We start from the raw sequence: 25,368 nt of genomic DNA on the forward strand, positions 1-25,368 counted from the left end.
ATTGAACTAGCATTGCAGGCCGCCAGGAGTCTATTGCCTCTTATCAAAGATGGCTTGGAGCAACTAGAATATGATGAAGCGCCAGGCAAGCCCCTTTGAGCAGAAAGGGCTTGCCTTCTCAGACAAAACTTCATTGTTAGTACTTCAAGGCACGAGCGAGAAGGGCCAGGACGAGGGCTGCAAGCAATGCGCCAACCATGATGCTCAAGATGCCAGCATTAAAGTTGCCCGTCAGGGCCACAATCGTGCCGGGAATAAGCGAGCCACCTACACCACCAATGAGGATAGAGATTCCATTATAGAGCCCGGTACCCGCTCCCACGCGCTCCTGCGGCACCAGGCGCTGGACAATCGCATATTCCTGCGCGGTATAGGCGCTCTGGCAGAAAACAGCCGCCGAAAAAAAGCTCACCAGCGGCACAAGACCATTAGCAGTAGCAGCGAAGAAAACCAGTACGCCAGCCAGAAATAGGCCCACACTGGCCAGAAAAGCGCGCCGATTCAGTTTGTCGCCAAGATAGGCCATAATGAAGACGCTGACAATACCTGAGGTGAAGACTAGCGCAAGCGGCCAGCCAAGCTGATCAAAGTTTATGCCTTTAGCGCGCGTGAAGTAGGTCGGCAGCCAGTTGAGTACGCCGAAGCCGCAGAAAGCGTTGAGCGCCCCGCCACAGACATAAAGCCAGAAACGCCTATCGCGCACATAGCTGGCTGCTGGCTGGTCGGGAGAAGAAATGGTAAGATTTTTTACTACGAGTTCGGCTACCTGGGCAGCTTGCAGTTCCGTCATAGCCTCTTGCGTGGGATTGTCAGCTACGACCAGCCAGACAAGCGGAACCGAGATCAGCAAACCAACGCAGCCCAGCACGGCAAAAGCTATGCGCCAGCCTACCATTGAAATAAGTGGAACCAGCAATAGCGGACCCAGGGCTGTTGCCACTAGAATACCTACATTCCAGATTGCATTGGCCCGCGAACGCTCATGAGCCGCGAACCAGCGGCTGGTAATCGCACTCATCATTGGCACATGCATACCTTCGCCCACCCCCAGCAAGAGGCGCAGCCCGATCAGCGCCGCCAGCATCTGGCCCAACGGTGCGCTCAAAATAGTGCAGACCGAAAAAGCCGTAATCGCGATCAGCATGCTGCGTTTCGGTCCAAAGCGTTCAGCAAAGGGGCTGAGCAGCATATTGGAGAGGCCGTAAGCCAGAAAGAAGGCTGCAAGCAAGAATTGGCCATTGCTGCCAATCTCTTTATTGCTCCACCCATAATCATGAGCAATTTGCGGAAGGGCCAGGGCCAAATTATTGCGGTCCAGATAATTTACAAAGAGAGTCACGGCAAGAACAAGCGGAATGCGCCAGCGCATCCCTTGCGTCAGGATAGCAGCTTTTTGCATAGTGCCCCTCGCAAAAATATCAGGCGTAAAGACTATTCAAATACTCCAGCAGCAGTGTACCAACCAGGGAATCGGGCAAGGCATCGAGGACAGTATTGATGCGCGCAAAATTGCTGGGCAGGCGACCGGGCTCAACTCCGGCCAGAGCAACTATCCGCGCAAAGGTTTCGGCGTCGGGCTGGGCCATCAAGCGCTCAACCTCGGCCTTCAAGGCCAGCGCTTCTTGTGCTCCGGCATTACCTCTCTCCTTTAAGGTGGCAATACTTTCGCGTAACGCCTGAAGGAATTCGGCCACGTGACCAACCGTCGAATAGTGGACGCTCACGTGAAGGTTGGCCGGCCCTCCGCCTGCGCTAAACTGCGGCTGTAAGGTCCAGCCACGTCGTGTCATCTCATCATCGAGCTCAAAAATATTCAGCGTCCTAGAGGCCAGAGCAAACATACACATAGCCGGCTCGCCCAGCACATACACATCATCGAGCTCCAGTATACCCTCAAGCATCTGGCGCGTGGCCTCGCTCACTTCGCGTACTATGCGCAAATAGCCGTCTTCACCAAGATAATTCAGGGCGGCCCAGGCTCCCGCTACAGGACCTCCCGATTTGCTGGAAAGCACAGTGGTATTCAGCACGCTATAGGAGGTGGTTTCGGCGCTGGCAAAAAAAGCATAGCGCCGCAAGGCCCGCTGCCGGTAGAGGATCACAGAGACATTCTTCGGCGCATAGCCATATTTGTGCATATCGACCGAGAGCGAGGTCACGCCGGGCACGCTGAGGTCAAAGGGTGGTATAGGATAGCCAGCTTTGCGCAAGAGTGAAAGGTGAATGCCCCCCACGCAGGCATCGACATGAAAACAGAGATTATGCTCGCGGGCAATCTCAGCAATCTCGCTGATAGGATCGATGACGCCATGCGAATAGCAGGGAGCCGAGGCTACAAGGAGAATCGTATTGGGTGTAATGGCCTGGCGCATGGCTGCAGGATCGGCGCGAAAGCTTTGCAGATCGAAGGGTGTAACAATAGTCTTCAGGCCAAGGTAATGCGCCGCCTTGTGAAAAGCTGGATGCGCCGTTTGGGAAAGCACAATCTCCGGCATGCTGATCTCCGGCCGTTCTACGCGCGCCTTATCACGCACAGACTTCACCGCCAGCATAATGCTTTCTGTACCCCCGCTTGTGCAGTTGCCCACAACTTCGCCATCGCCTTGCAGTAGATCGACAACCATACGCACGACCTCATTCTCCAGCTGCAGGAGGCTGGGAAAAAGATTGGGATAGAGCGCGTTTTCGGTAAGAAAACGGGTATAGGCTTCCTTAACCACAGCCTCGGTCTCGCCACCAGGATCATAGATACCAGTAAGAATCTTGCCCGCGCGCCACGAGACATCCCTTTCCTTGTACATCTCCAGGCGACGAAATAATTCTTCAGCAGGAAGGCCGTGAGCGGGAATGGGCATAATATGCTCCTTTCAACGCGGCAAGCAGCCAGCATCGAGGATATAACAACGTGGACACACCTTTGTCCCGAGCTTTGTGCATAGAAAATGGGCAAGGAAGATAGCAGACTAGCGATAGCTGCCAGGCTGCGAGAAATAGTGTTATCGTCAATGCTCAGGCCGTTGGAGCCAAGCCAAGCATAGTGATAAGATACATGTGTAGGTACGCCTTGAAAGCCTGGAGATTCTCCCGATTATTGGGATCGCCCCACCAAGCAGTCCAATCCACAGGGCCAGTCACGAAGTAGCCGTAAAGCATCCAATAAAAGCTGCGCAAGAAAACGTTTAGATCGAGATCCGCGCGAATCGTTCCCACTTGCTGAGCCTGGGCGAGCAGCTCATACAGCGGCTTATACACAGCGATGGAGAGCTCTGCCTCAAACGGCGTCAGCTCGTCGCGCTCCTCTAGCCAGCGCCGCATATACAGACGTGGGCGCGTGAGATCGCGCTGTAACAACTCGATAAGAGTATCAAGAAGCTCACCCAACACGCTTTTGAGGGCCTGGGCATCCTTCACAACATCGGCCCCGACATGATCCAGAACACCAGTAACCCAGGCTTGCTCCTCTTGATAGAGACTGCGCAATATCTGCATATAGAGCTCTCGCTTGCCTCCAGTATGATAATGAACCGTGGCAATATTAAGTCCGGTTGCGGCGGCTATCTCACGCGCCGAGACGCCATGATAACCATGCTCGGCAAAGAGCCGGGTCGCAATACGCAGAATTCGTTCATGGCTGGCCGCCTGTATTGGTGTGCGCCTCTTGCTTAACATATCCATCCAACGTTTGATTGAATCATACGTACAAGTATAGCCAGTGAGGCCGGAGCCTGTCAAGTGCCTGGCTTAACAATATTTTTTGGCTTTCCTTTCTTACCGCTAAAATTACTCAAGTTATGCAAATAGCCTGATGTGTTAACTTTATGCTAATTGCTCTTAAAGAATATAGAAACTTTTCTGCAAATTAGGAATTATATACGAATTTCGCGGGGCAAGGCGCTACATTGTGTAGCATAAGCTTGACTATTTAAATAGGGAAAGGGAAACGATGAGCGAAGTAGGTAAGAAAATTGAGACCTGCCCCTCGATTTACTATAGGGCAGGCCTCAAGCATGCTTATAGAATAACGCGTACTCCTGGTAGCTTGCGCAGCAGATAAGCGCAGCCAAAGCAGAGTGGCACAGTGATGAGGGCGGCCACTGCCATTTTGAGCAACGGATAGAGCTGCAGGCCCGCAATGGCAACACAAAAGCCTGTCACCACCAGGGCATGGATAACATAGACCCCATAAGCCTCTCTAGAGAGCAATTTGCCCCAGAAGCCTTGCCGATTGAAGCGCTGTCGGAAAAGCACCAGCAGACCAAGGCTCATCCCCACACATAGGATAGCTTCCAGGAAGCAGACAAGGAGCCCACCGAAAAAGCTGTTTATTCCGCCCATCAATATAATGCATATCGCACCTACTATGATTGTACAGAATGCGGCAGCCAGACCCAGCTTGCCCATCCAGGATGGCACATTCAAGAACCAGTTGCGCCGCGCCGCTATCGTGCCAATGATAAACAGGCTAATGTACTGGGGGAAGTAGGCAATCTGGAAATTAAGCGGCTGAAACCACCAGCCAGTCGGGAACCAGATGCGCACGATAAAAGCTACCACAGCCAGGGCCAGGATGAACAGCCCGACAGCCAGCAAAGTCGGCGGCTTATTGGTCGCCTCAGCAGGCTTTGCCCATTTTTGGCTGAGCCAGCGCCAGAGCGCATAGCCACAGTCAAACAGCAAGAGCGCCTCGACAAACCAGAGTGGCCCGACCCCAAATGCTCCATAGTGGAGCAACAACTGCCAGAAAGGCATATGCATTCTGTAGCCAATATAGATTACAACTGGGTTGATCAAGAAGGTAAAGACGAGCAAGGGAATGCCCAGCCGCAGCAGCCTATCTCTGAGAAAGGCCTTTGCTCCTTTGCGCTCATATGAGCCTGGCGTGAAATAGCCAGAGAGCAAGAAAAACAAACCCATGAAGAAGGTCTGATTGACCACAACAAAAATGGTTAACAGCCCTACAGTGGGAGGGTCCTTTGTCACTTCTTCATAATACCAGCCACCAGGCAGTCCACCGAATGCTCCGTAGGTGATGGCAAGATGGTGCAGCACGACAAGGATCGTCAGCACCACACGTAGATGATCGATGAAGAACAACCGGGGCCGCTTCTGCCTGGCTTCCTGGGCTGACCTTTCTTCGAGAGATGATTGCATATCTATATTAGAAGAGATTACATCTTTAGCTTGAAATGACATTTCAGGCCCTTTCTTTAAACATCTTCTCTAACACTTGGATAAGTTTTATATTCACACTGATGTTCGCTCATAGGAACGACAGTTCAAGCAAGAAACTGATTAAGATTTCCCAATCTTAGAGATGGCCACCAGCGCAATTAAGAAGATGGTCAAGCTAACGACGCTCAAGCTGAGCCAGCTCGTTGGGTTTGGGAGAAAGATCGTAAAAAGAACTGAGAAGGGCAGTAGCATCAGCATTGCTACCACGGCAAGCAAGAGACGCAGGATATCTTTGTTATCGCGCGGTAAGACTGCTATTTTCCCATTAGAGCGCTCAGGCAGAAGAAGATAATATGGCATCTCCTCTTGCGGTTGTCTGTATGCTAACTCATGATCTGTAGTATGCTCGTTTAAGCATGCCTGATCATTGCTCAATCTGCCCCTACCATACTGGGTGTTCACGTGTATTGCTCCTCTCGGCATTGCATTCCATCTCTTAGCACTGCCCTGGTTAGTTACTCATGTAACTAACTATAGAAGAAATGAACCTGTTTGTCAAGGGAGAAATCAGTTCTCTTTCATCAAGAAGTGACCGGCGAGCATGACTTAGAGATAAACGCCAGCGTTCAGCACGATCGCAGAGAGCTTCAGTTGGTCAGGCTCGGTTTTAAAACGCTTCGAGGTCGAGCTGCTCATTTTGCAGCAGAAGACTTGTATAACGGGCCATCTCTTCCGGAGAGCAAGGCTGATCATTCTCCAGCCACCAGGCCACCAGACTAATAATCGCCCCGGCCCAGTATTGTGCCGTAATGGGAATAGGCACCTCGAAATTCTTATCATTGCGCTGCAGCCGCTTGAGCTTCTCCACACACAGTTCGGCCAGATAGCCGCGCAAAAGCGTATAGAAAGTTCCTACTCCATTGCCGCAGAGCATAAGTTTATAAAACTGCGTGTGTTCTGCCACATGGATAAATATGCTCAAAAAGCGCTGTGCAGGAAGATCAACGGCCTCTTCATTCAAGGGTAAATGCGTCTCTTTCATCAAGGATTGGTGCATAAGGCGCATTCCAGAAATGAGCAGATCATACTTGTCCTCATAGTGCTTGTAAAATGTTGTGCGATGAACCATAGCTCTATCACATATATCTTTGACACTGATTGAGTCGAAATTCCGTTCGCTCATCAAAGCCATAAGCGCTTCCCACAATAGCTTATGCGTGCGTCTCACGCGCAGGTCTTCCGGAACTTTCGTTGAGTTCATAGACATTTTCCCTTTTGTGTAGACTATTCTACATTATCGCGTTTTTGTTTCTTGACCCTGGCCTCTGCCCATACTATAGTAGAAATAGCTACAGATGTAAAGATATTCAACACGTTGTAGACAAGTTGATCTAGCCATGCCTCTAAATAGAGACCTCTATTCGTACTGAAGGAGTTTGAGAATGCAGTCTACTGAAATAAACCTTACCTCTCCCGAATTCAAAGCTCATCCCTATCCTACTTTCGCACAGATGCGTACCTACGATGCCGTACATAAGCTTGTCAAAACGAATGGTCAAGTATCCTGGTTAATCATGCGCTATGAAGATGCCGAGCGGGCGCTGCGAGATCAGCGCCTGGTGAAAGATGCCATGAGCGTACTGACCAAAGAAGAGCTAGAACAGCGTTTCCCTTGGGCCCAGTCGTCAGCAGATACCCGTCCCCGACAATTACTCGCCGTTGATCCGCCCGATCATACCCGCTTACGCGCCCTGGTCAATATCTCCTTTACGTCCCGCCTGGTCGAGCAGTGGCGCGAACGCATTCAGGCCATTGCCAATACATTACTTGACGCGGTACAGGATAAGGGAGAAATGGATCTGATCGAGGATTTTGCCTTTCCATTGCCCATTACTGTGATTACTGAGATGCTGGGCATACCCAATGAGGATCATGCAAAGTTTCGCCACTGGTCAAATACATTCGTAGAGGCTGCTGGAGATCCCGAAAGGATGCGCGAAACTCAGGACTCTATGCAAGAGTTTCGCACCTACCTCAGTGAGCTAATTGGCCGCAAGCGTGAGCAGCAAGCCGAGGATCTGTTAAGCAAGCTGATCCAAGCCGAGACTGAAGGAGATAGGCTTTCGGAGAATGAATTGGTCTGGATGGTCTGGATTTTGCTGATCGCCGGCCATGAAACAACCGTTAACCTGATCAGTAACGGAATATTGACGCTTCTGCAGCATCCAGATCAGTTGGAGAAGCTTAAGCAAGATCCAAGCCTGGTCAAGACAGCTATCGAAGAGCTGCTCCGTTACAACGGTCCCGTTATGGCAGCTACTTCGCGCTGGGCACGAGAAGATGTAGAGATCGGCGGCAAGTTGATTCGGCGCGGCGATGAAGTACTTGTCGTCCTATCCTCAGCCAATCGTGATGGTGAAACGTTCGAGCATGCTGATGAGCTAGACATCACGCGCAAGGAGAACAAGCACCTGGCTTTCGGCAAAGGGATTCATTATTGTCTCGGCGCTCCCCTGGCCCGCATGGAGGGACAGATAGCCATCAATACGCTTCTTCAGCGTATGCCCAATCTGCGCTTAAATACTGCTGTGGAAAATCTGGTCTGGCGTCCTGGCTCGCTGATCATGGGCCTGAACAAGCTTCCGCTGGCCTTCTAACGTAGACTAAGTTCAATCTCTCATCCTGGTCCATAACTGGGTCAGGATGAAACAGGGGCTGGACATAAAAATACAGGTCAGCCGTAGTACTATGGTAAATAGTGCCCGCCGACCTGTATTCCACAACAACCATTACCATTTCCCCACTCGAACGGCTGCTGTGTTTTATCTCTCAAGATCCCGAAGGATCTGGAAGAGCGACTTAACGCTTGCCCGCTACAGCATTGCTATAGCGCTTGCCAACCTCGTCCCAGTTCACCACATTCCACCAGGCGCTGAGATATTCTGGGCGCCGATTCTGGTACTTGAGATAATAGGCATGCTCCCATACATCGTTGCCAAGAACAGGGGCAAGCCCATCAATAAGCGGGCTATCCTGATTTGCTGTGGATATTACCTCCAGCTTGCCGCTACGATTGAGCACCAGCCAGGCCCAACCTGAGCCAAAGCGCTTGGCACCCGCGTCATTAAAGGCATTTTTGAAGTTCTCAAAGCTGCCAAAGCTGCTGTCAATGGCGCTGGCCAGCTCACCGCCGGGTGTTTTACTGCCACCGGGGTCATGATTTGCCAGTACATGCTGTGGTTGGCATGACCTCCGCCGTTGTTGCGCACAGCAGTACGTACCCCTTCCGGAATCTCCTGAAGGCGCTGCAAAACTTGTTCAACTGCAAGAGATGCAAACTGCGGGAGATCCTTTAGTGCAGCATTCAGATTGTTCACATAAGTGGCGTGATGCTTGTCGTGATGAAGCTGCATAGTCTGCGTATCAATATACGGCTCTAACGCGTTATAGTCGTATGGAAGAGGAGGAAGCTCAAAACTCATGATGTATATACTCCTTTTACGATGACAAAACAGGTGCTCCCAATGTGGAAAGCTTTTTTTGCTATTGCCTATCGATTGACAGGACTCAGTATACAAAAATACTAGCTTAGATGCTTCGTCCTTTTGGACAGTCTCTAGCTCTGACAATATGGCCATTCGCCTCCGGAGCTTGTTGCCAGCCATTCCTTATTTTATTTTACTGGCCTTTCCTCTTGACAAACTATATTAGGGTACCCTAATATCTTAGTAAAGCAGTAGGAAATAGCCGGGAACCGCTTGGCACCACCGCAGCAACTGGAACCATGCCTATTTCCTATATGCTTCTAATTCTATGCATACCGCACGTCATGTTGTGCGCTCATACTTAGCTTTGACTATCTCAAAGGAGAAATAAAGGATAATGAGGACCCTCTCACCTTCAAGCCGCCGGGGCTTATTCAACTGGAGCACGCGCGAGATCTTACTGATTGCCGCCATCGGCATTGTTTCCGGACTTATTTTTGCAGCATCATACTATGTCTATGCGCTTACTGTCGTCTTTGGTCCCCTGGTTAGCTGGGCCTGGACCGGCCTCTATCTGCTCCCTTCCTTCTTCATCGGCTATGTTATGCGCCGGCCCGGGGCAGCTCTGCTCATCGCCATCATCTATAGCCTGATTAATTTACTCTTTTCACCCTACGGCCCTATCATTTTGATTAGCTGCGCTTTCTATGCCATCTCCGGAGAAACCGGCATCGCATTGGGCACGCGCTATCGCTCCTTTGCCCTGCCCTGGATGATCATTGCCGGGATTATAGGCGGTCTGATGCAAGTCCTGCTTTTCATAATCTTTTACAGCTCTGATTTCTTCAGCGTGAGCGTTCCAATCATCATCGGGGAAGTTTGTGCAACAATCATCACCGCCACGATAGCGGCAGTCATCGGCAAACAGCTTGCCGATGCGCTGGCCCGCACTGGCGCCCTGGCTGGCACGGCCCTGAGCATTGATGAGACACCTGAAGTCTAGCATAACAGCTAGATTTAACTGCACAACACTAGAAGGAAAATGAAAAATGAGCACTTCCTCAAGTTCTGTTCGGCGTCATTTATTTGCTTGGAGCACCCGCGAGATCTTACTTATCGCCGCCATTGGCATCGTCTTTGGCATGATCTTTGCGGCCTCATACTATGCCTTTTCGATTACCGTCGTCTTTGGTCCAATTGCTGGCTGGGCCTGGACTGGTCTCTATCTGCTCCCCTCGTTACTGATCGGCTATATTTTGCGCCGGCCTGGGGCTGCGCTTCTTATCTCCTTGCTCTATAGCCTGGTCACGCTTCTCTTTTCGCCTTATGGCCCTGTGATCCTTATCAACTGTGCCTTCTACGCAGTTTCAGGCGAAGTCGGCCTGGCTCTTGGCACGCGCTACCGCTCCTTTAGTCTGCCCTGGATGATCCTCAGCGGCATTCTTAGCGGTTTGGTAATGATCTTGCTCTATGTCATCTTTTACCGAGACTCTTTCTTGGAATGGGCGTTGCCTATCCGCATCGGCGTGGTTGGCATAACGATACTTACTGGAATTGTGGGAGCTATTATCGGCAAACAGCTTGCCGATGCGTTGGCTCGCACCGGGGCCCTGGCTGGTACTGCACTAAAGAACGACGGAACACATGAGGTCTAGTATGGCACTGATAGAAATCGAAGATTTGGCGGCAAAATATCCCGGCCGCAAACTACCTGTACTACAAGGGGTTAATCTCCAGCTCAAACGTGGAGAGACTGTCTTACTGCTCGGAGCGTCAGGCAGTGGCAAAAGTACGCTGGGCCTAACCTTGAACGGTTTAATCCCGCACGAGGTCGGTTCCATCCTCAACGGGCAGATCCATGTAGATGGGCTCAATACGCAACAAACCACGGTCGCCGAGCTAGCGCGCCGCGTGGGAATTGTCTTCCAGGACCCCGATGCTCAATTTGCTACACTCACCGTCGAGGATGAAATAGTCTTTGGCCTAGAAAATCTCTGTCTTCCTCCCTCGGAGATGGAGGAACGTATGCTAAGGGCTCTAGCCCAGGTCGGCTTGCCCGAGCATCGCTACCGGCGCGTCGATCAGCTTTCCGGCGGCGAAAAGCAGCGTATCGCCCTTGCCGCGCTCCTGGCAATGGAGCCGCAGGTTCTGGTCTTTGACGAGCCCACAGCCAATCTGGACCCCATAGGAACGCGGGATGTCTTCGCGCTGATTCGTGAATGCAAAGTGCAGACTACCCATACTATTGTACTGATCGAGCACAAGCTTGACGATTTGATGGATCTTATCGATAGAGTTATTGTCCTCGGTCCCGGCGGTTCGCTGATCGCTGATGGCACTCCACGCGCTATTTTCCGCGATTCCAGCGCGGTTCTTCGCGAGTACGGGATCTGGATGCCCCAGGTCTGTTTGCTGGCCCATCGCCTACGCGAGCAGGGCATAGAGCTTGATCCCTTTCCGATTACGCCGGCCGAGGCTGAAGTAGCGCTAAGGCAGATAAGCTTGTCAGAGGAGCGCCCAACTCTTTCATCTTCCTTGCCAGATGAAGAACCCGCTTCATCCCAGCCCGCAATAGAGGTTCGCGAGCTCTCTTTCCGGCGCGGACGCCAGACGATTCTCGATCGCGTCTCGCTGACGATCCCGCAAGGTGATTTTCTGGCCATCGTAGGAGCTAACGGCGCTGGCAAAACGACACTGGCCCAGCATCTCGTGGATATCCTTCATCCCTCGCCCAAAACTGTCTTTCTACAAGGTCAGGACCTCACGCGTATAGCTGCGCGCGATCTCGTCCACAAAATAGGCTACGTCTTTCAGAATCCCGAGCACCAGTTCATTACCGATTCGGTAGCCGATGAGGTCGCTTACGGCCTGCGCGTTATTGGTCTCTCAGCAGAAGAGATTACAGAACGTACGAATAGCCTGCTTGAACGCTTTGGGCTCCTACGCTTTGCGCCGGCCAATCCGTTTACGCTCAGCCATGGTGAGAAACGCCGCCTGAGTGTGGCCACGATGCTGGCAGTTGGGCAACAAATCCTTTTGCTTGACGAGCCAACCTTTGGGCAGGATCAAGGGAATGCTGAGGCGCTACTCGATCTGCTCTGCGCTCTGCACGCAGAGGGCCGCACCATTGTTATGGTCACTCATGATATGACTCTAGTAGCCCGTTACGCACGGCATGTCGCAGTAATGAATCAGGGCAAGATCATCTTTCATGGCACGCCGGCCGAGCTTTTTAAGCAGCCCGAGCTACTCATGAAGGCCCATCTGACGCTGCCCCCACTCACGATGCTGGCCAATCGCCTGGGACAATCAGGGCTTCTAACGCTTGAGGAAGTGGCCACTCAGTGCCTTGCCGCATTTGCTTCTCTCCCCCAAACTAGAAAGGAAGCTATTTAGTGGAGATATCCTACTATCATACCGATTCGCTTCTGCATCGGCTCAACCCGCTCTGCAAACTGCTAGCCATCTTCCCGGTGCTGGCTTTTGTGGCCTTCACTACAGATTTCTCGGTACCAGGGGCATTTGCAATCCTGATCAGCCTGATTGTGCTCATTCTGGGCCATATCCCTCTCACGCGCTTCATACGCGTGGCCTGGATGCCGCTGCTCCTTTTCGCGTTCTTTACGCTAGTTTATCCCTTTTTCGTGCGTCCGGAACTCGTGAAGGGCTCGCCGATCCTCTTAAGCTTCGGCCCGCTCATCTACTATCAGACGGCGCTGCTCCATGTCGCCCAGATAGCCTTGCGCGCCTACGCGATCATTCTCCTTTCGCTCTTTTTCTCCCTTACGACTGATATCAGCGACTTTATTCGTGCGCTGGTTCAGCAGTGGAAGTTTCCTTACAAAATAGGCTACGGCACGATGGCGGCCTTTCGCTTTGTCCCTATGCTCCAGAGCGAGATGCAGCTCATCCAGGCTGCCCACAAAATACGCGGTATTGCCGACCACGGCGGCTTGCGTTATGCGCGCATGCGGCGCTACGCGATCCCTCTGCTCTCTATTGCTCTTCGCCGGGCTGAGCGTACGGCCCTGGCCATGGATAGCCGCGCCTTCGGCGTTTTACCCAGGCGCACCTATTACAAGCGCTACAGCTTTAGCCTTCAGGACTACCTCTTCCTGGCCTGCTTCTGGCTGGCTTGCCTGCTGCTTTGTCTGTTCTTTTGGTATTCCGGCTTACTCGGCCCACTAATATTTTTCAAGCAATTCTAGAAAGTGCCCGCTCCCATGACTGATACCCAATTTTGTGCCAAGATTTCGCGCGAACGTGAGGACCCAATTATTGGCCAGGCCGCTTACGCTAAAGCCTGGCTCCTGATTGAATATAACGGTCCCTGGGAGTGGGGAGCCGTTCTTGACAACCAGCTCCCCGAGGCCGTAAAAGCCTGGCTCAGCGCTATCATCTATAGCTATGCCACGACACACACGGTGGCGCTCTTCATCCGACACGATATGCGCCCCCTGGCAAAGATACGCTGCTTTGTGGCTATCACGCGCGAGGCGCAAGAGGCGCTCTATCGCTTTGAGCTTAGCAGTTATGAAGAGCTACTCAAGCTTGATCTTGACGCGCTGCGAGCCGGCGATCCTGCCTATAATACCTATCTCAGTCCTGAACCTATCTACCTGGTCTGCACCAATGGCAAACATGATAAATGCTGCGCCAAATTTGGGATGCCCATTTACCAGGAAGCCTCACGGCTGGTTGGCGAGCAGGCCTGGCATTGTACACATATGGGGGGAGATCAGTATGCTGCCAATCTACTCTGCCTGCCGCGCGGCCTCTACTATAGCCGCGTCTCCGTGCCTGAGGTCACGTCAATCATCGAGGCCGATGGCCACAGAGAAATCTATCTGCCCAAAGCGCGTGGCCGGACCTGCTACCAGCCTGCGGTACAGGCTGCCGAATACTATTTGCGGCAGCAAACAGGCAATCTGCACCTCGATGCCTTCAGCCTTCTCGCTACCCACAGTGCCGAGACAAATGTTGAAACCGTACATCTGCAGGCTACGGAGGATGGAACCATTCATACGCTCACCATCCAGCACGAGATACGTGAGCTAAGTTCGTCCCAACCCTGTAGTTGCCGCAACGAGGCAAAAAATACGCGCTATGAGTTTCGCCTTCTCTCCTACGCGTCAAGCTCAGCTGCCTGCTCAATCAGCCCCTAGTTTGCTACTCGGCAAGAACTTGTTCAATCATCGGCAAGTATTCTGCATGGTGCTAAAGCCTTTCTTTACTGCATACTACTAAGGCTCCCATCTTTCCAGATGGAAATAGTAATACAGAAAGAAAGGTTTTATTATGCACCAACTTGGCGCTAAAAATGTTCTCATAAGAACTCTTCTACTCTATATATGCATCGGACTACTAGGCACTGCTTGTGCGACTAACGGGAGCAACGCCCAGACGAAAGCTCAACCATCTCAAACTGATCTTGTCTCCTCATGGATCAAGCAGCATGCCTATCCACTGGCGAACACTGAACCAGGAGGTAAGCTTAGCGACCTCAGCCCGGTGAACCAGATCATAGGCGACGCCAGGGTTATTGGCATTGGAGAAGCCACACATAACTCACACGAGTTCTCGACGATAAAGCAGCGCATATTTGAAGATCTTGTACAAAACAAGGGATTTACTACGTTTGCCTTAGAGGCTGGCTGGGGAGCTGGTTTGCTGCTTGATGACTATGTGCTCTATGGCAAAGGAAATCTCAAAGAGATTATGCATAACGAGTTTGGCGAGGGTGGAGATCAGAGCCCCTGGATCTGGAATACCCAGGAATATATGAACCTGCTGGAATGGATGCGCTCCTACAATGCCAGCCCCGCTCATCAGCAAAAATTGCGCTTCATGGGCGACGATGCAAGCTATCCGGGGCCGGTTGTGTATGCGCGCGTAGAAGGCTATCTACAACAACATTTCCCAGCATTAGCTACCAAAGTTGAACAGCTCTATCAAGGGCTACATCAGGATAGCGGAACCAATGTAAGTAGCTATCTCCTTGAGCATATGCAGAAGATCCCGCTAGCAGAGCGGCAAAGGCAGGCAGAGCAGGCTCAGCAAGCCTATGATCTCTTACGTCAGCAAGAGTCCTCCTTTAAAGCAGATGCCGAACGCCAGCAATATAGCTGGATCTTACAAGGGGCACATATCATCGCGGAATCTGCAAAACTGTACTCATTTGACTATACGAAGCCAAACCAGAACGCTCAAGGTATGTTATATCGTGATTCCGAGATGGCCGAGAATATAGCATGGTGGAATAAACAGACTGGCGGCAAGATTCTCCTCTCAGCCCATAACGACCACATAGCCTATAAGAGCTTTATTCCTAAATTCTATCCCAAGGTACAGGGAGCATTTTTGCACGACCTCCTGGGAAAAGGCTATCTCAATATCGGTTCCAGTTTCTTTGAAGGTTCGTTCAATGCCCTGGATGCGAGCGGAAAGGCTGCAAAGCCGCAGGTCTTTACGCTAGGAGGAGCTCGACCAGATAGCTACGAGGGAGTACTTGGTAAAGTGAACATTTCTAATTATCTCCTTGATCTCCATGCTGCTCCCCCTCAAGTAAGTTCCTGGTTCCGTCAAGCGCGCCCGGTTTACGATATCGGGGCCGCTTATCAAGCTGGTCAGGACTACTCGACTGGCTCTCTAGGAGATTCGTTTGACATCGTGCTCCATATCCAGCACGTTACACCTTCTCATTTGCTTTAAGCAGGCGCGGATCAGAGTCAGGAGCCGATTTAAAACACATTGAAATTGCATAGCATCCGGGTGCTGAGAGGTTGTCCAGCATCCGGGCATTGTGTGCTCTGCAGGCCCTTTCGTCTCTAGCTATTGCTGTTTGTTTTGCAACAGCTAGAGAAACAGATATTATGAAAATAGCAAGATTCGAGAAGTCGCGCTGATATTACCTGCCTATACTTAGAATGGCATTCCTTCAGTTATCTGAAATTGCATAGCAAGAGGAGAAATATGAGAGAACTTTTTGTGGATAAATCAGTGACGATAGCTGCTCCGGCCACAAAAGTATGGGAAGTACTGACCAGGCCTGAATATGCGCGGGAATGGGTAAGGCTCTGGTGGCCCGACTTCGCTCTTTTAGAGTCGGACTGGCAAACAGGTAGCTCAGTAATCTGGCAGCTTGCTGATGGTACAGTTGGTTCGCAAGGCACAATCTCTCTTGCGCAGCCATATACGCTCCTGAGCTTCAGTTTTCAAGTCAACAATCCATACTTAATCAAGCAAGAAGAAATCACGTACCGGCTTGACGAGCAAGATGGCCATACCCATCTCTCCGTCACAGTCGGAAACTTTGGAGATACGCCTGAACATGAAGCATGTTATCCAGGCGCGCTGCAAAGCTGGGAAACCTCTCTGCCAAAGATCAAAGAACTTGCGGAAAGCAGGTAGCTCGCAATTACGGAGCAAGGTGAGTCGCCAGGAAGGCCAGCGTGGCCTTGATAATTTCGTGCGTGCGAGCATCGTTATTGAGAATATCAAAGCCATGCACGCCTGTTGGATGATTCATTAAGGTGAGCGGTACGTTGCGCCGGCAGGCCAGCATAACAAATTCGTCGAGAATCTCGTTAAGGAAGGGGCGATCCTGTCCGGCGCGCGCGATGAACAAAGGCGCAACCTTTGCCGCATCGGCGCAGCTCAAGAGATAGTCTGGCGAATAAACTCTTACTATCTCTTCCTCTTCAGGACTAAAATGAAAATATTTGTGGTTCAATAGCGTCATGCCCCCATAATAAGCCACAAGGCAGCGAATATAGGCCTGAGTGCCGCGTAAGGCTGCGCTTAAACCATAGAGAGCGCCGCTTGAACAACACCATATCCCTAGCGCGCGCGGATCAATTCCCAGGGCCGTTCCCTGCTGCTGCACAAAGGCGAACAGGTCCGATACATCGCGGCCGACCGAGGTAATCCTCCGATAATTATCATCGGAGCGATGCTGGAAGAGAACAGCAATCAAGCCAGAGGCGGCAATCAACCTGCACCAGGAGACATATTGCAGATCCTCGCGTATATGCTCTACCTGGGCTTCTTGCGCGCCTCCATGCACAAGGATTACCGCAGATCGACAAGTAGCTGGCGGCATGTTAGGAGGATAGTAGATATCCAGCTTCAGGTCTTTACCCTCTACAGTCTTGTAGATGATATCTTTGCGCACCAATACTTGCTTCATAGCGGGGAGTCGATAGACGACGTGCAGCTTATCCAGCTCTCTAGCCTCTCGCATACGTCTTTACAACCGTTCTTATGAAATAAATATCAGATACCACACTATCGATCTAAATTCAGTATATGCGATCTTGTCCGAAAAAGCTGCGATCTAGTGCACAATACACAGCTTTGTCGAGAGCTCAGCTTTAAACCAGTCCCCATTCCTGATCACCCGTGAGGCAAGGCTAACCACCAACATTGCGCAGAAAATTCTTACTGCACCCTTTCCTCTTTTACACGCGCTCCAGGCTGCGCCTGTCCTGAAGCGGTAATTTTTATGCTTAACTGACCAATAAAGGGGAGTTCATAGTATTTTCCACGCCAGGCTTGAATTATTCCTACAAACCAGACTACGCAGGTAAAGAGATTAAGCACCATGAGAAGAAGTGGAATGCCAACTTCGAGCAGGGTTTGAAAGATGTCGGTACTATGCTTAGGCAGCACCCGCATAGCTATCAGCAAAAGCAAGGAGAGGATATGAGAGCTGGCAAAAAAGAGAGTGGATTGCAGGCTGTGAAAGCGTACAAAACGATTTCCCTTATTGATTAAAAGAAAAATGAAGAGACCACTTAAGCAGCCAAGCACATAACTAAAGCTAGCCAGCAACCGTGAAAACTGATCAAGGATCTGTACCTGTGGCTCAAATAATTGGTAGTAGCTATTTTCTGGCCTGGCGGGAAAAGTAGGGCTGGGCATATCAGAAATAAGCACTGGTATCGGTTCGCTCTCGCTGCGTGGGTCGGGAAGAAACCCCAGCTCCTGAGCGCTCTTTTCAAAGAGTTGACACAGCTTTTCGCGAAAATAGGGAGACGGCATGGCATGGCCACGCTCCCAGCGACTTATATTAACGGCATCAGTACCGATCTGCTCAGCAACTCTTGCCTGTGACCAGCCGCGACTCTCTCTCTCTTGTCTAAGGCGATAATTAATAACTTTATTCATCCATGTAAACCTTTGTTGCTGACTAAATTATGACCATATCATAAAGCGCTTGTCCAGATGAAAGCAGCAAAAATGGTACTCATTGCTTACCAATACGATTTTAGCAGCCAAAAGTTAAGTACTTGTCCAGTCTCCGGCAAGTATTCTTCATAGTATTGCAACTCCTTGTCAGGCATACTTGAGCTCATAGATATACATTTAATAACTTTTTGATCATCTTCGACAAGGGTACAAGGAATTATGAGACTAACTATAGAAAATGTTGGAAAAAAGTATCGCGGCGGTTTCTGGGGATTACAAGAGTTCAGCCTGGACCTGGGACCCGGGATTCTAGGGCTGCTCGGCCCCAACGGCGCCGGAAAATCGACGCTCATGCGCATTCTCGCCACGATTACAAAGGCAACTGAGGGAACGGTTACCTGGAATGGGCTCAACATTGCGCACAAGCCAAATGAGCTGCGCGCAGTTCTGGGCTATCTGCCCCAGGACTTTGGCGTCTACCCCAATCTAAGCGCCCAAGAATTTCTAGAGTATATGGCCGCTATCAAAGGGCTAGAGGCCAGGGCCGCCCGCAAACGCATTGACGAATTACTGCAAAGCCTGAACCTGGCGAGTGCGCGTAAGCGGCAGCTTGGTGGTTATTCTGGAGGCATGCGCCAGCGTGTTGGGATCGCCCAGGCGCTGCTCAACGATCCACAACTATTGATAGTCGATGAGCCAACTGTGGGCCTGGACCCTGAGGAACGCGTGCGCTTCCGCAATCTGCTCACCGATCTCGCTGGTGAAAGAATAGTGCTTCTCTCTACCCATATTGTCTCGGACGTCGAGGCCACCGCAACCTCGATTGCCCTGGTTAATGAAGGGCACCTGCTTTTGCATGCTTCACCGGAGCAGCTCTTGCGCCAGGTCGAGAATAAAGTATGGGAGGTGGTAGTAAACAGTAACGATCTGCCCATGATGCGCAAGCACTATATGGTGAGTGGGACCTTACGCCGCAGCGATGGGGTGCATGTGCGCGTACTAGCCGAGGCTTCGCCGCTCTTTGGCGCAAAGCCCGTGCCACCAACGTTGGAAGATGCCTACCTCTATAACACTGCTCCCAATCGATCTCAGCTGGGATTAGTTCATGGAGGTCAGGTATGACTCAGTTGCGCGCTCTCTACCATCTGGCGCGGGCCGATTTTCTCGAACGCACGCGGCGCTATAGCTTCTTTATCACACTAGTTGTGACGATAGTAGCCGCTTACTTCTATCTGCCAGACAAAAATGCAGTGTATAGAACATTAAGCTTTGGTGCATATCGAGGCATTTATAACTCGGCCTGGGTAGGGATGCAAATAGGAGTTCTCACGGCTTTCTGGCTCTCTCTGGCAGGTTTTTATGTTGTCAAGAACACTATCGAACGCGATCAGCTAACGGGCGTTGGTCAGATTATTGCCACGACCCCACTAAGCAAGCCCATGTACACGCTGGGAAAGATGTTAAGCAATTTCGCGGTACTGGCTACGCTGGTTGGGGTGACGGCCCTTGCCGCAGGTATTATTCAGCTCATCAGGGCCGAAGATATGCATCTCGATCTCTGGACCCTTTTGAATCCTTTCCTGCTCCTTACCCTGCCGGCTATTGCCTTGCCGGCTGCGTTGGCAGTTCTGTTTGAGACTATTGCCTGGCTGCGCGGCAGCCTGGGTAATACTATCTACTTTATACTCTGTCTGGCTGGCTTGATCGCCTCGCAAAAGGGCACTTCTATCGCCGGCATGCCAATCACGCTTGATCCGTTCGGCTTCTCCATCCCTTTAAAACAACTCCATACCATCTTCCTACAAAAGTTTCCTGGTTTCGATGGTGAAGTCTCTATCGGTCTGACGGAAGTCGATAAGCCAGAGAAGCTACACTTTTTCATCTGGCAGGGTATACACTGGACGGGAGATATTCTGCTTCAGCGCTTCTTCTGGCTGGCGCTGGCTATTGCCCTGGCCCTGCTGGCGGCGCTCTTCTTTACGCGCTTCGATCCAGCACGCAGCATGCCGCCGCGCAAACGCCTGAGCAATTTCCTGGAAATGCGAAAAAATCAGATCGTTGCAGAACCGGAGCCAGCTCCAGTAGACATTCGCCTTACGTCACTTGCCCACGCGCGGACACAAACGCGCTGGCTCACTGTGTTGATCGGTGAAGTTCTCATATTGCTAAAAGGGCTCTCGCCCTGGTGGTACGCGATTACCCTGCTCCTCAATGTGGCAATGCTTATCGTACCTCCAGCTATTGCCCGAGGCGCGTTCTATCCGCTGGCCTGGATCTGGCCCTTGTTCATCTGGTCAGGCCTGGGCAGCCGGGAAATGCGCTTTCGCACCAATCAGCTGGTATTCTCAACGGCCCATCCTCTTTTGAGACAGTTTCCCATGCAATGCCTGGCAGCCGTGCTTTGCACACTATTGATGGCCAGTGGCATGCTCTTTCGTTTCCTCTTGCTGGGTGACCTCACCGGCCTGCTGGTCTTACTTGTAGGTGCGCTCTTTATAGTTTCTCTGGCTATCGTTGCAGGCATATGGGTGGGCAATGGCCGTTTGTTTGAATTCATCTATCTGGCCTGGTGGTATGTTGGCCCGATGAATCATTTATCGCCGCTTGACTATATGGGAACCGAGCCGGCAAGTTCGGCCGGGCTGCGCACGCTAGCCTATCTGCTACTTGCCGCGCTGTTTCTGGTCCTGGCTTTTATCGGTCGCAAAAGGCAGCTTCAGATATGAGCCTGTCTGGCATTATAGCCTTTTCTATCAAGGAAAAATATTAGTACTCTGGCCTTTTCCAGCATAAGGAGACAGTTTATGAAGGATTGGCAAGCTCAATCGAAAATTTCTACGCGAAGAGCTTCGCGCTGCCTTTCGCTCATCTTCTTACTCTGCGCGATCCTGCTCATTGGAGGTGCCCTGGCAGCCTGTGATCTAGCCACAAACGTAAAAAGCACTATGAAACAAGTGAATACTTCTCTGCCTGAACGCTCATTCACCGTAGGCACACAGGCCAGGCTGGTGTTTTCTACTGGCATCGCCGATGTCCAGATCCATTCTGGCAATAGCGACAAGATCACTGTCAATGCGAAGTTCTCGGCGATTGGCATAGGCCTCGATTCCCAATTGGACTCCAACACAATGCAGATTGACACAAGCCAGAAAGGCGACACTGTTACTGTTAACGCCAAAGCTAATACGTCTGTTGTGGGCTCGGAGCACTTTAATGTTGCTATCACGGTCCCTCATTCCTGCGCTGTCGAGGTACACGATAGTACAGGCAAGGTTGAGGTTGAAGATGTAAGTGGATCGCTTGCGATAAATACCGGTAGCAGCGATATACACGTAAGCAATGTTGATGGGCCAATGACAATTGAGAGTAACGATGGGCGCATCGAGCTTCAGAAGGCCAGCCTGAAGGGTCAGTCACGCTTGAAAACGAGTACCGGCGATATCAATTTTCACGGATCTCTAGATCCCCAGGGCAGCTATCAGGTGAAGACCCGCGATGGCCGTATCACAATGAATTTGCCGCCTGATGCCGCCTTTAGCCTGAAGACCTCAAGCAATGATGGACGTATTCGCAACAGCTTTGACAGCAAAGAGGTGGGCAGCGAACCACGGGCCAGGCTAGAGATTCAGAGCAATACCGGGGATATCGCTGTAAAGAAAGAGGGGTAATTGCAGTCTGGCTGGCTCTTCCCAACCTGTGGGATGCCTGCCCAACGCGGGCGGGCATCCTCTTTGGAGCCAGGGCCAGCACATAGAGAACATCTGGCTATTTTTATTTAAGCTTGCACTATGTTAAGATATTCGCTCTATCGAACTGCGTGGCCCATTTAGTTCTGCCATCTCATAGCAGAGCTCACTAATTGAAATATAATTTCTACTAAAAAATGGTGTTGCAGCAAAAGTTCTCATAATCAATCTGTAAGTAAAAGGAGATAATAAATTATGAAGGATTGGCCAGAGGTATTAAAAATTTCTCGCCGCCAGGCTACGCGGCGTTTCTCGCTCATCTTTCTGTCCTGCACGATCCTGCTCATTGGAAGCTTTCTGACATCCTGCAGCTCATCTCTAGGGGTGCAGCATGTCAGCAGTTCGCAGCCCACGCGAACTTTTACTGTAGGAGCACAGGCCAAACTCGTCGTGAAGTCAGATCAGGCAAGTATTCATATTCATGCTGGCGACGCTGGCAAAATGACAGTCAATGCCAGAATGTCGGCAACCGGTCTGGATATCGGCCCTAACTTAGACCCCAAATCCTTGAAGGTGAACACAGCCCAGAGCGGAGACACAGTTACCGTTGACATCCAGACAGACCATACTGTGATCGCAGGCTCAAAAAGATTTAATATTGATATAACGATTCCACGCACAAGCACAGTAGAGACACACAGCGGGGCAGGAGACCTTGATATCAAAGGCGTTAGCGGCCAGCTTACTTTACAGGCTAGCAGTGGAGATATCCAGGCCTCAGATGTGGATGGACAGATCACGGTACAGACGAACAGTGGCAACATTAATCTCGACCAAGCGAAGCTGAAGGGCCAATCTGCGCTGAAAGCTTCGAGCGGGACAATCCGCTTCACTGGCACATTAGATCCACAAGGAAGCTACCAGGTTCAAACGAGCAGCGGCAATGTGATTATGAATCTACCTGCCAGCGCCGCCTTTAGCTTGCAAACCTCGACCCATTCGGGAGATGTGCATAACGCCTTTAACAGCAAAGAAGTGGGGGGCGAGCCACGCGCAAAGCTAGCAATCCAGACTAGTAGCGGCGATATCACGTTAAAGAAAGAAGGCTGATCACTTCTTTGACGTCCTTCTCTTGCAACTGGATGCCCGTTCATACCGAGCGGGTATCCAGTTTTTTGCAAAAACTTCTGAAAATAGTGTTCAATTCCAGCCTTGAGTGCCAGCGCTTTTCTCAATGGAAATAGCAAGACGCACACTAAACACTTGGGCCAGATGTATACTCAACAAATATCGCGTAGGCGGAACTGACTATTCCCTCGGCTGCTCTAACCGATCTACGATGCTATGGAGCAGCTCGGCCATGCCGGCCACATCATCCACAACGTAGTCTCCATGTTCGAGCATAGCTGGCAATGTGCCAGCATGTCGTACAATAATGGACATGGTTGCCAGCCCCTCATGACGCAGACGACGCAATTCCAGGACAGCATCGAGATCGGTTAGATCATCGCCGGCAAAGATCACCCCTTGCAAACCAAAGCGCTGCACATAGCGACGTAAGGCCTCCCCTTTGTTCACTGTAAGCGGTGTAAGAATCTCGATCAGGCCCCTACCCTCGCTCAAGCGCATCTTAAGGCGCTGAGCCGGCACTTCGAGTAGGGCCAGGAGTTGCTTTCTTGTCTCTTCAAGTGATGGAGCTTGCCGATAGTGCACAGTTCCGCCCACACGTTTGCGCTGCAGGATCACGCCGGGCAAAGATGACAGCTGTTGTTCTAGGAGATCAAAGAGCTGCTTGCCGGGTTCAGCATAGGGCTGAGCTTCTGGTAGCAACTGGACTGAGCGCTGGGTGGGCAGATCGTCGCACCATTCCAGGCCATGGGTGCCAATGTATGTCAATCCCTCAACGTTAACAATGCGGGCACCATCCTCAACGAGCCGCCCGGTCAGGATCGCCACATGCCCATATTGGCGCAGCCGCCTCAGATCTTCGGCAACGCCAGGCCAAAGCTGTGCTCCATCAGGCGTAGGGGTCATTGATGCGAGCGTTCCGTCGATATCGAAAATCAGGCCAAGAGGCTGCTGGCCAAGGATAGTCGCGAGGTCAATCGATGTCATCTAAAGGTCTCCGTGGTTCTAGCATTTTTCTTACTATGGCCGATGCATCATCAATCTGTCAAGCAGCCCAAGAAGTATGTGACCCTAGTGCTTGCTTCCCCTTAAGCTCTATTCAGCTTTGGACGGATGCCTTAAATCGGCTGCCTGTTGAGTCAGCACAATTCTATGCATCGTAGACAGCAGAATGCTGATCAGCGAGGCAAGAATAGAGATGGGCCAGGGCAATACGTTTTGTCCTTGCTCGGTATAGGGAGTTATACTGATATAATGTCAAGATAGCTCTACATCGCCCTGGCTTTTTTGTTCCGCTTCATTGTATAAGGAGTAGTTTCATGACAGATATTCATCCGCAAACCCTTTCACTCTCTCCCGAAACGCTGGCTATTTGCCAACTGGAAGCAAGCGCTGAACTTCCTCGTTGGGCCCAGGACGCGCCCTTTGTCTCCATCACGCGTACGTCTGATGAGCTCTCTATCGTCTGTGCAGAGGAGAAAGTTCCGCCAGATATCAAGGCAGATCGCGGCTGGCGCAGCTTCAAGCTGCATGGACCATTCCCTTTCTCGCTGGTTGGCATACTCAATTCCGTCACCATTCCGCTTGCCCAGGCCAACATCGGTATTTTTGCCATCTCAACCTACGATACTGACCATGTGCTGGTCAAAGAACACGACCTGGCCCGCGCCATCCAGACTTTAAAAGATGCTGGCCATACTATTGCCTAAGACAATGAAACTGGATTTTTAAAGACCATCTCTTTGCGACGGTCTCAACATTTTTGTCGGTTGATGAAGTGGCGTATGCAGCATATGCCTCGTTGAGCGGTGCGACTTCATAGCCTGCATCGATTAGTCGACAGAAGATATTTGAAAGTAGAAGAGCTTCACCGAAAGGCGCTGGTGAAGCTCCTCCTCTTATATAAAGCCATACATATAAAGTTCCTGGCTTATCCCAACCAACAGCAAGCGAAAATCCGCAATTTTCCGATCTGAATCTTGACATTACTTTTCTCATTTGATATAAATCTAATTAGATATGAATCTTTAGCAAAGGCATGCAGTCAGGAAAGAGGAAGACATGAAAGAACTTGACAGCCCGCATCTGCATTTGCGCGAAATGTCGGCAGATACTCTAGCTGAAGTCTTACCGGTCTATCTCAGCAATCCAGCATATCGAGAGTTAGTCGAGGGCTCGGAGGGAGTGGCAGGCCGTTATGATCTGGAACGCTGGCAACGTGACTGGTCTATTGCCCAACTTATGCCGGGTCGTCATTCGCTTGCTTGCTATCTAAAGGCAAACAACGAGGCAATTGGCTACATTGATTATCTTGACGAAAATGAGAGCGATGGGCTGCCCTGGCTTGGTATGCTCATGATCCACGCAGACTACCAAGGGCATGGACTGGGAACTGAGGCATTACAATGCTTGATTGCACATTGTCGCGAAGAGCGCGGCTGGTCGCGTTTACGCGCCAGTGTTTTGGAGCTCAACACGGCTGCTTTAGCCTTCTTTAAGCGTGCAGGCTTCAAGCCTGTTCAACAGAAATCTGCGCAGTTCTCAGCAGGCCAACAAACATTTTATATCATGGAGCTTGCCCTCAAGGAGGGTATCTTATAAAAACTTTCGGCCAGGAGTCTACCCCACTACGGCAAAGGTTAAATGTATTCCCGCCATTTTGCATTTCAAATGGCGGGAGGAAAGCACCAGTTGTACAGCTCCAATGG

At 51.1% G+C, this 25,368-nt stretch carries 23 protein-coding genes and 1 pseudogene; 14 read left to right on the forward strand and 10 right to left on the reverse strand.

Going from position 1 to position 25,368, the window contains the following annotated elements:
* Positions 1 to 136: 136 nt before the first annotated feature.
* The 6 genes from EPA93_RS02080 to EPA93_RS02105 all read right to left on the reverse strand — a co-directional run bounded on the left by EPA93_RS02080 (position 137) and on the right by EPA93_RS02105 (position 6,433).
* Entirely contained in the window at positions 137 to 1,399 is a 1,263-nt protein-coding gene (locus tag EPA93_RS02080) for an MFS transporter (RefSeq protein WP_129885445.1), read from the reverse strand.
* A 19-nt stretch (positions 1,400 to 1,418) separates the two neighbouring features.
* Positions 1,419 to 2,855 carry a pyridoxal phosphate-dependent decarboxylase family protein gene (locus EPA93_RS02085; protein WP_129885446.1) on the reverse strand — a complete coding sequence of 479 codons (1,437 nt, stop codon included), beginning with the start codon at positions 2,853 to 2,855 and terminating at the stop codon, positions 1,419 to 1,421.
* Between the two features lie 154 nt (positions 2,856 to 3,009).
* Positions 3,010 to 3,669 carry a TetR/AcrR family transcriptional regulator gene (locus tag EPA93_RS02090; RefSeq protein ID WP_165422811.1) on the reverse strand — a complete coding sequence of 220 codons (660 nt, stop codon included), beginning with the start codon at positions 3,667 to 3,669 and terminating at the stop codon, positions 3,010 to 3,012.
* 342 nt (positions 3,670 to 4,011) lie between these two features.
* On the reverse strand, positions 4,012 to 5,193 hold the full coding sequence (locus EPA93_RS02095) for an acyltransferase (protein ID WP_129885448.1): 1,182 nt from the start codon (positions 5,191 to 5,193) through the stop codon (positions 4,012 to 4,014).
* A gap of 99 nt (positions 5,194 to 5,292) precedes the next feature.
* Positions 5,293 to 5,634, reverse strand: a complete 342-nt coding sequence (locus EPA93_RS02100) for a hypothetical protein (RefSeq protein ID WP_129885449.1) — start codon at positions 5,632 to 5,634, stop codon at positions 5,293 to 5,295.
* A 205-nt stretch (positions 5,635 to 5,839) separates the two neighbouring features.
* The gene (locus EPA93_RS02105; RefSeq protein WP_129885450.1) at positions 5,840 to 6,433 is read right to left on the reverse strand and encodes a TetR/AcrR family transcriptional regulator; all 594 of its coding nucleotides are present in this window, start codon (positions 6,431 to 6,433) and stop codon (positions 5,840 to 5,842) included.
* Positions 6,434 to 6,614: 181 nt separating this feature from the next.
* On the opposite strand from EPA93_RS02105, the gene EPA93_RS02110 reads away from it, so the two are divergent.
* A complete protein-coding gene (locus EPA93_RS02110; RefSeq protein WP_129885451.1) occupies positions 6,615 to 7,829 on the forward strand; it encodes a cytochrome P450 family protein in 1,215 nt (404 codons plus the stop codon).
* Between the two features lie 202 nt (positions 7,830 to 8,031).
* Here the strand turns inward: EPA93_RS02110 and EPA93_RS02115 are convergent.
* Positions 8,032 to 8,654 (reverse strand): annotated as a pseudogene (locus tag EPA93_RS02115) (superoxide dismutase).
* 400 nt (positions 8,655 to 9,054) lie between these two features.
* Between EPA93_RS02115 and EPA93_RS02120 the strand changes: the two are divergent.
* The 7 genes from EPA93_RS02120 to EPA93_RS02150 all read left to right on the forward strand — a co-directional run bounded on the left by EPA93_RS02120 (position 9,055) and on the right by EPA93_RS02150 (position 16,067).
* The gene (locus tag EPA93_RS02120) at positions 9,055 to 9,660 is read left to right on the forward strand and encodes an ECF transporter S component (RefSeq protein ID WP_129885452.1); all 606 of its coding nucleotides are present in this window, start codon (positions 9,055 to 9,057) and stop codon (positions 9,658 to 9,660) included.
* A 46-nt stretch (positions 9,661 to 9,706) separates the two neighbouring features.
* The gene (locus tag EPA93_RS02125; protein ID WP_129885453.1) at positions 9,707 to 10,312 is read left to right on the forward strand and encodes an ECF transporter S component; all 606 of its coding nucleotides are present in this window, start codon (positions 9,707 to 9,709) and stop codon (positions 10,310 to 10,312) included.
* A gap of 1 nt (position 10,313) precedes the next feature.
* Positions 10,314 to 12,053: an ABC transporter ATP-binding protein gene (locus EPA93_RS02130; protein WP_207229416.1), complete on the forward strand. Its 1,740-nt coding sequence runs from the start codon at positions 10,314 to 10,316 to the stop codon at positions 12,051 to 12,053.
* Complete coding sequence (locus EPA93_RS02135; protein WP_129885454.1) at positions 12,053 to 12,865, forward strand: energy-coupling factor transporter transmembrane component T family protein; 813 nt, start codon at positions 12,053 to 12,055, stop codon at positions 12,863 to 12,865. Before EPA93_RS02130 ends, EPA93_RS02135 begins: the two co-directional genes overlap by 1 nt.
* A gap of 15 nt (positions 12,866 to 12,880) precedes the next feature.
* The gene (locus tag EPA93_RS02140; protein ID WP_129885455.1) at positions 12,881 to 13,822 is read left to right on the forward strand and encodes a sucrase ferredoxin; all 942 of its coding nucleotides are present in this window, start codon (positions 12,881 to 12,883) and stop codon (positions 13,820 to 13,822) included.
* 133 nt (positions 13,823 to 13,955) lie between these two features.
* Entirely contained in the window at positions 13,956 to 15,368 is a 1,413-nt protein-coding gene (locus EPA93_RS02145) for an erythromycin esterase family protein (protein WP_129885456.1), read from the forward strand.
* 261 nt (positions 15,369 to 15,629) lie between these two features.
* Entirely contained in the window at positions 15,630 to 16,067 is a 438-nt protein-coding gene (locus tag EPA93_RS02150; RefSeq protein WP_129885457.1) for an SRPBCC domain-containing protein, read from the forward strand.
* 7 nt (positions 16,068 to 16,074) lie between these two features.
* Here the strand turns inward: EPA93_RS02150 and EPA93_RS02155 are convergent, their stop codons facing one another.
* Both EPA93_RS02155 and EPA93_RS02160 read right to left on the reverse strand, forming a co-directional pair.
* Positions 16,075 to 16,899, reverse strand: a complete 825-nt coding sequence (locus tag EPA93_RS02155; RefSeq protein ID WP_129885458.1) for an alpha/beta hydrolase — start codon at positions 16,897 to 16,899, stop codon at positions 16,075 to 16,077.
* A gap of 197 nt (positions 16,900 to 17,096) precedes the next feature.
* Positions 17,097 to 17,825 (reverse strand): helix-turn-helix domain-containing protein, encoded by a 729-nt coding sequence (locus tag EPA93_RS02160; RefSeq protein WP_129885459.1) that lies wholly within the window; start codon positions 17,823 to 17,825, stop codon positions 17,097 to 17,099.
* Between the two features lie 240 nt (positions 17,826 to 18,065).
* Between EPA93_RS02160 and EPA93_RS02165 the strand changes: the two genes are divergently transcribed.
* The 4 genes from EPA93_RS02165 to EPA93_RS02180 all read left to right on the forward strand — a co-directional run bounded on the left by EPA93_RS02165 (position 18,066) and on the right by EPA93_RS02180 (position 22,642).
* Positions 18,066 to 18,968 carry an ABC transporter ATP-binding protein gene (locus EPA93_RS02165; protein ID WP_129885460.1) on the forward strand — a complete coding sequence of 301 codons (903 nt, stop codon included), beginning with the start codon at positions 18,066 to 18,068 and terminating at the stop codon, positions 18,966 to 18,968.
* The gene (locus EPA93_RS02170) at positions 18,965 to 20,572 is read left to right on the forward strand and encodes a hypothetical protein (RefSeq protein ID WP_129885461.1); all 1,608 of its coding nucleotides are present in this window, start codon (positions 18,965 to 18,967) and stop codon (positions 20,570 to 20,572) included. Before EPA93_RS02165 ends, EPA93_RS02170 begins: the two co-directional genes overlap by 4 nt.
* Positions 20,573 to 20,650: 78 nt before the next feature.
* Positions 20,651 to 21,514, forward strand: a complete 864-nt coding sequence (locus EPA93_RS02175; protein ID WP_129885462.1) for a DUF4097 family beta strand repeat-containing protein — start codon at positions 20,651 to 20,653, stop codon at positions 21,512 to 21,514.
* Positions 21,515 to 21,787: 273 nt separating this feature from the next.
* Positions 21,788 to 22,642 (forward strand): DUF4097 family beta strand repeat-containing protein, encoded by an 855-nt coding sequence (locus tag EPA93_RS02180; RefSeq protein ID WP_129885463.1) that lies wholly within the window; start codon positions 21,788 to 21,790, stop codon positions 22,640 to 22,642.
* A gap of 198 nt (positions 22,643 to 22,840) precedes the next feature.
* On the opposite strand, the gene otsB is transcribed toward EPA93_RS02180, so the two are convergent.
* Positions 22,841 to 23,647, reverse strand: coding sequence for a trehalose-phosphatase (gene otsB, locus EPA93_RS02185; protein ID WP_129885464.1), 807 nt, complete (start codon positions 23,645 to 23,647; stop codon positions 22,841 to 22,843).
* Positions 23,648 to 23,979: 332 nt separating this feature from the next.
* Between otsB and EPA93_RS02190 the strand changes: the two genes are divergently transcribed.
* Positions 23,980 to 24,369 (forward strand): ACT domain-containing protein, encoded by a 390-nt coding sequence (locus tag EPA93_RS02190; protein ID WP_129885465.1) that lies wholly within the window; start codon positions 23,980 to 23,982, stop codon positions 24,367 to 24,369.
* Between the two features lie 352 nt (positions 24,370 to 24,721).
* On the forward strand, positions 24,722 to 25,261 hold the full coding sequence (locus EPA93_RS02195; protein WP_129885466.1) for a GNAT family N-acetyltransferase: 540 nt from the start codon (positions 24,722 to 24,724) through the stop codon (positions 25,259 to 25,261).
* The last annotated feature ends 107 nt before the right edge of the window (positions 25,262 to 25,368 follow it).

This window comes from Ktedonosporobacter rubrisoli (assembly GCF_004208415.1).
GTDB lineage: Bacteria > Chloroflexota > Ktedonobacteria > Ktedonobacterales > Ktedonobacteraceae > Ktedonosporobacter > Ktedonosporobacter rubrisoli.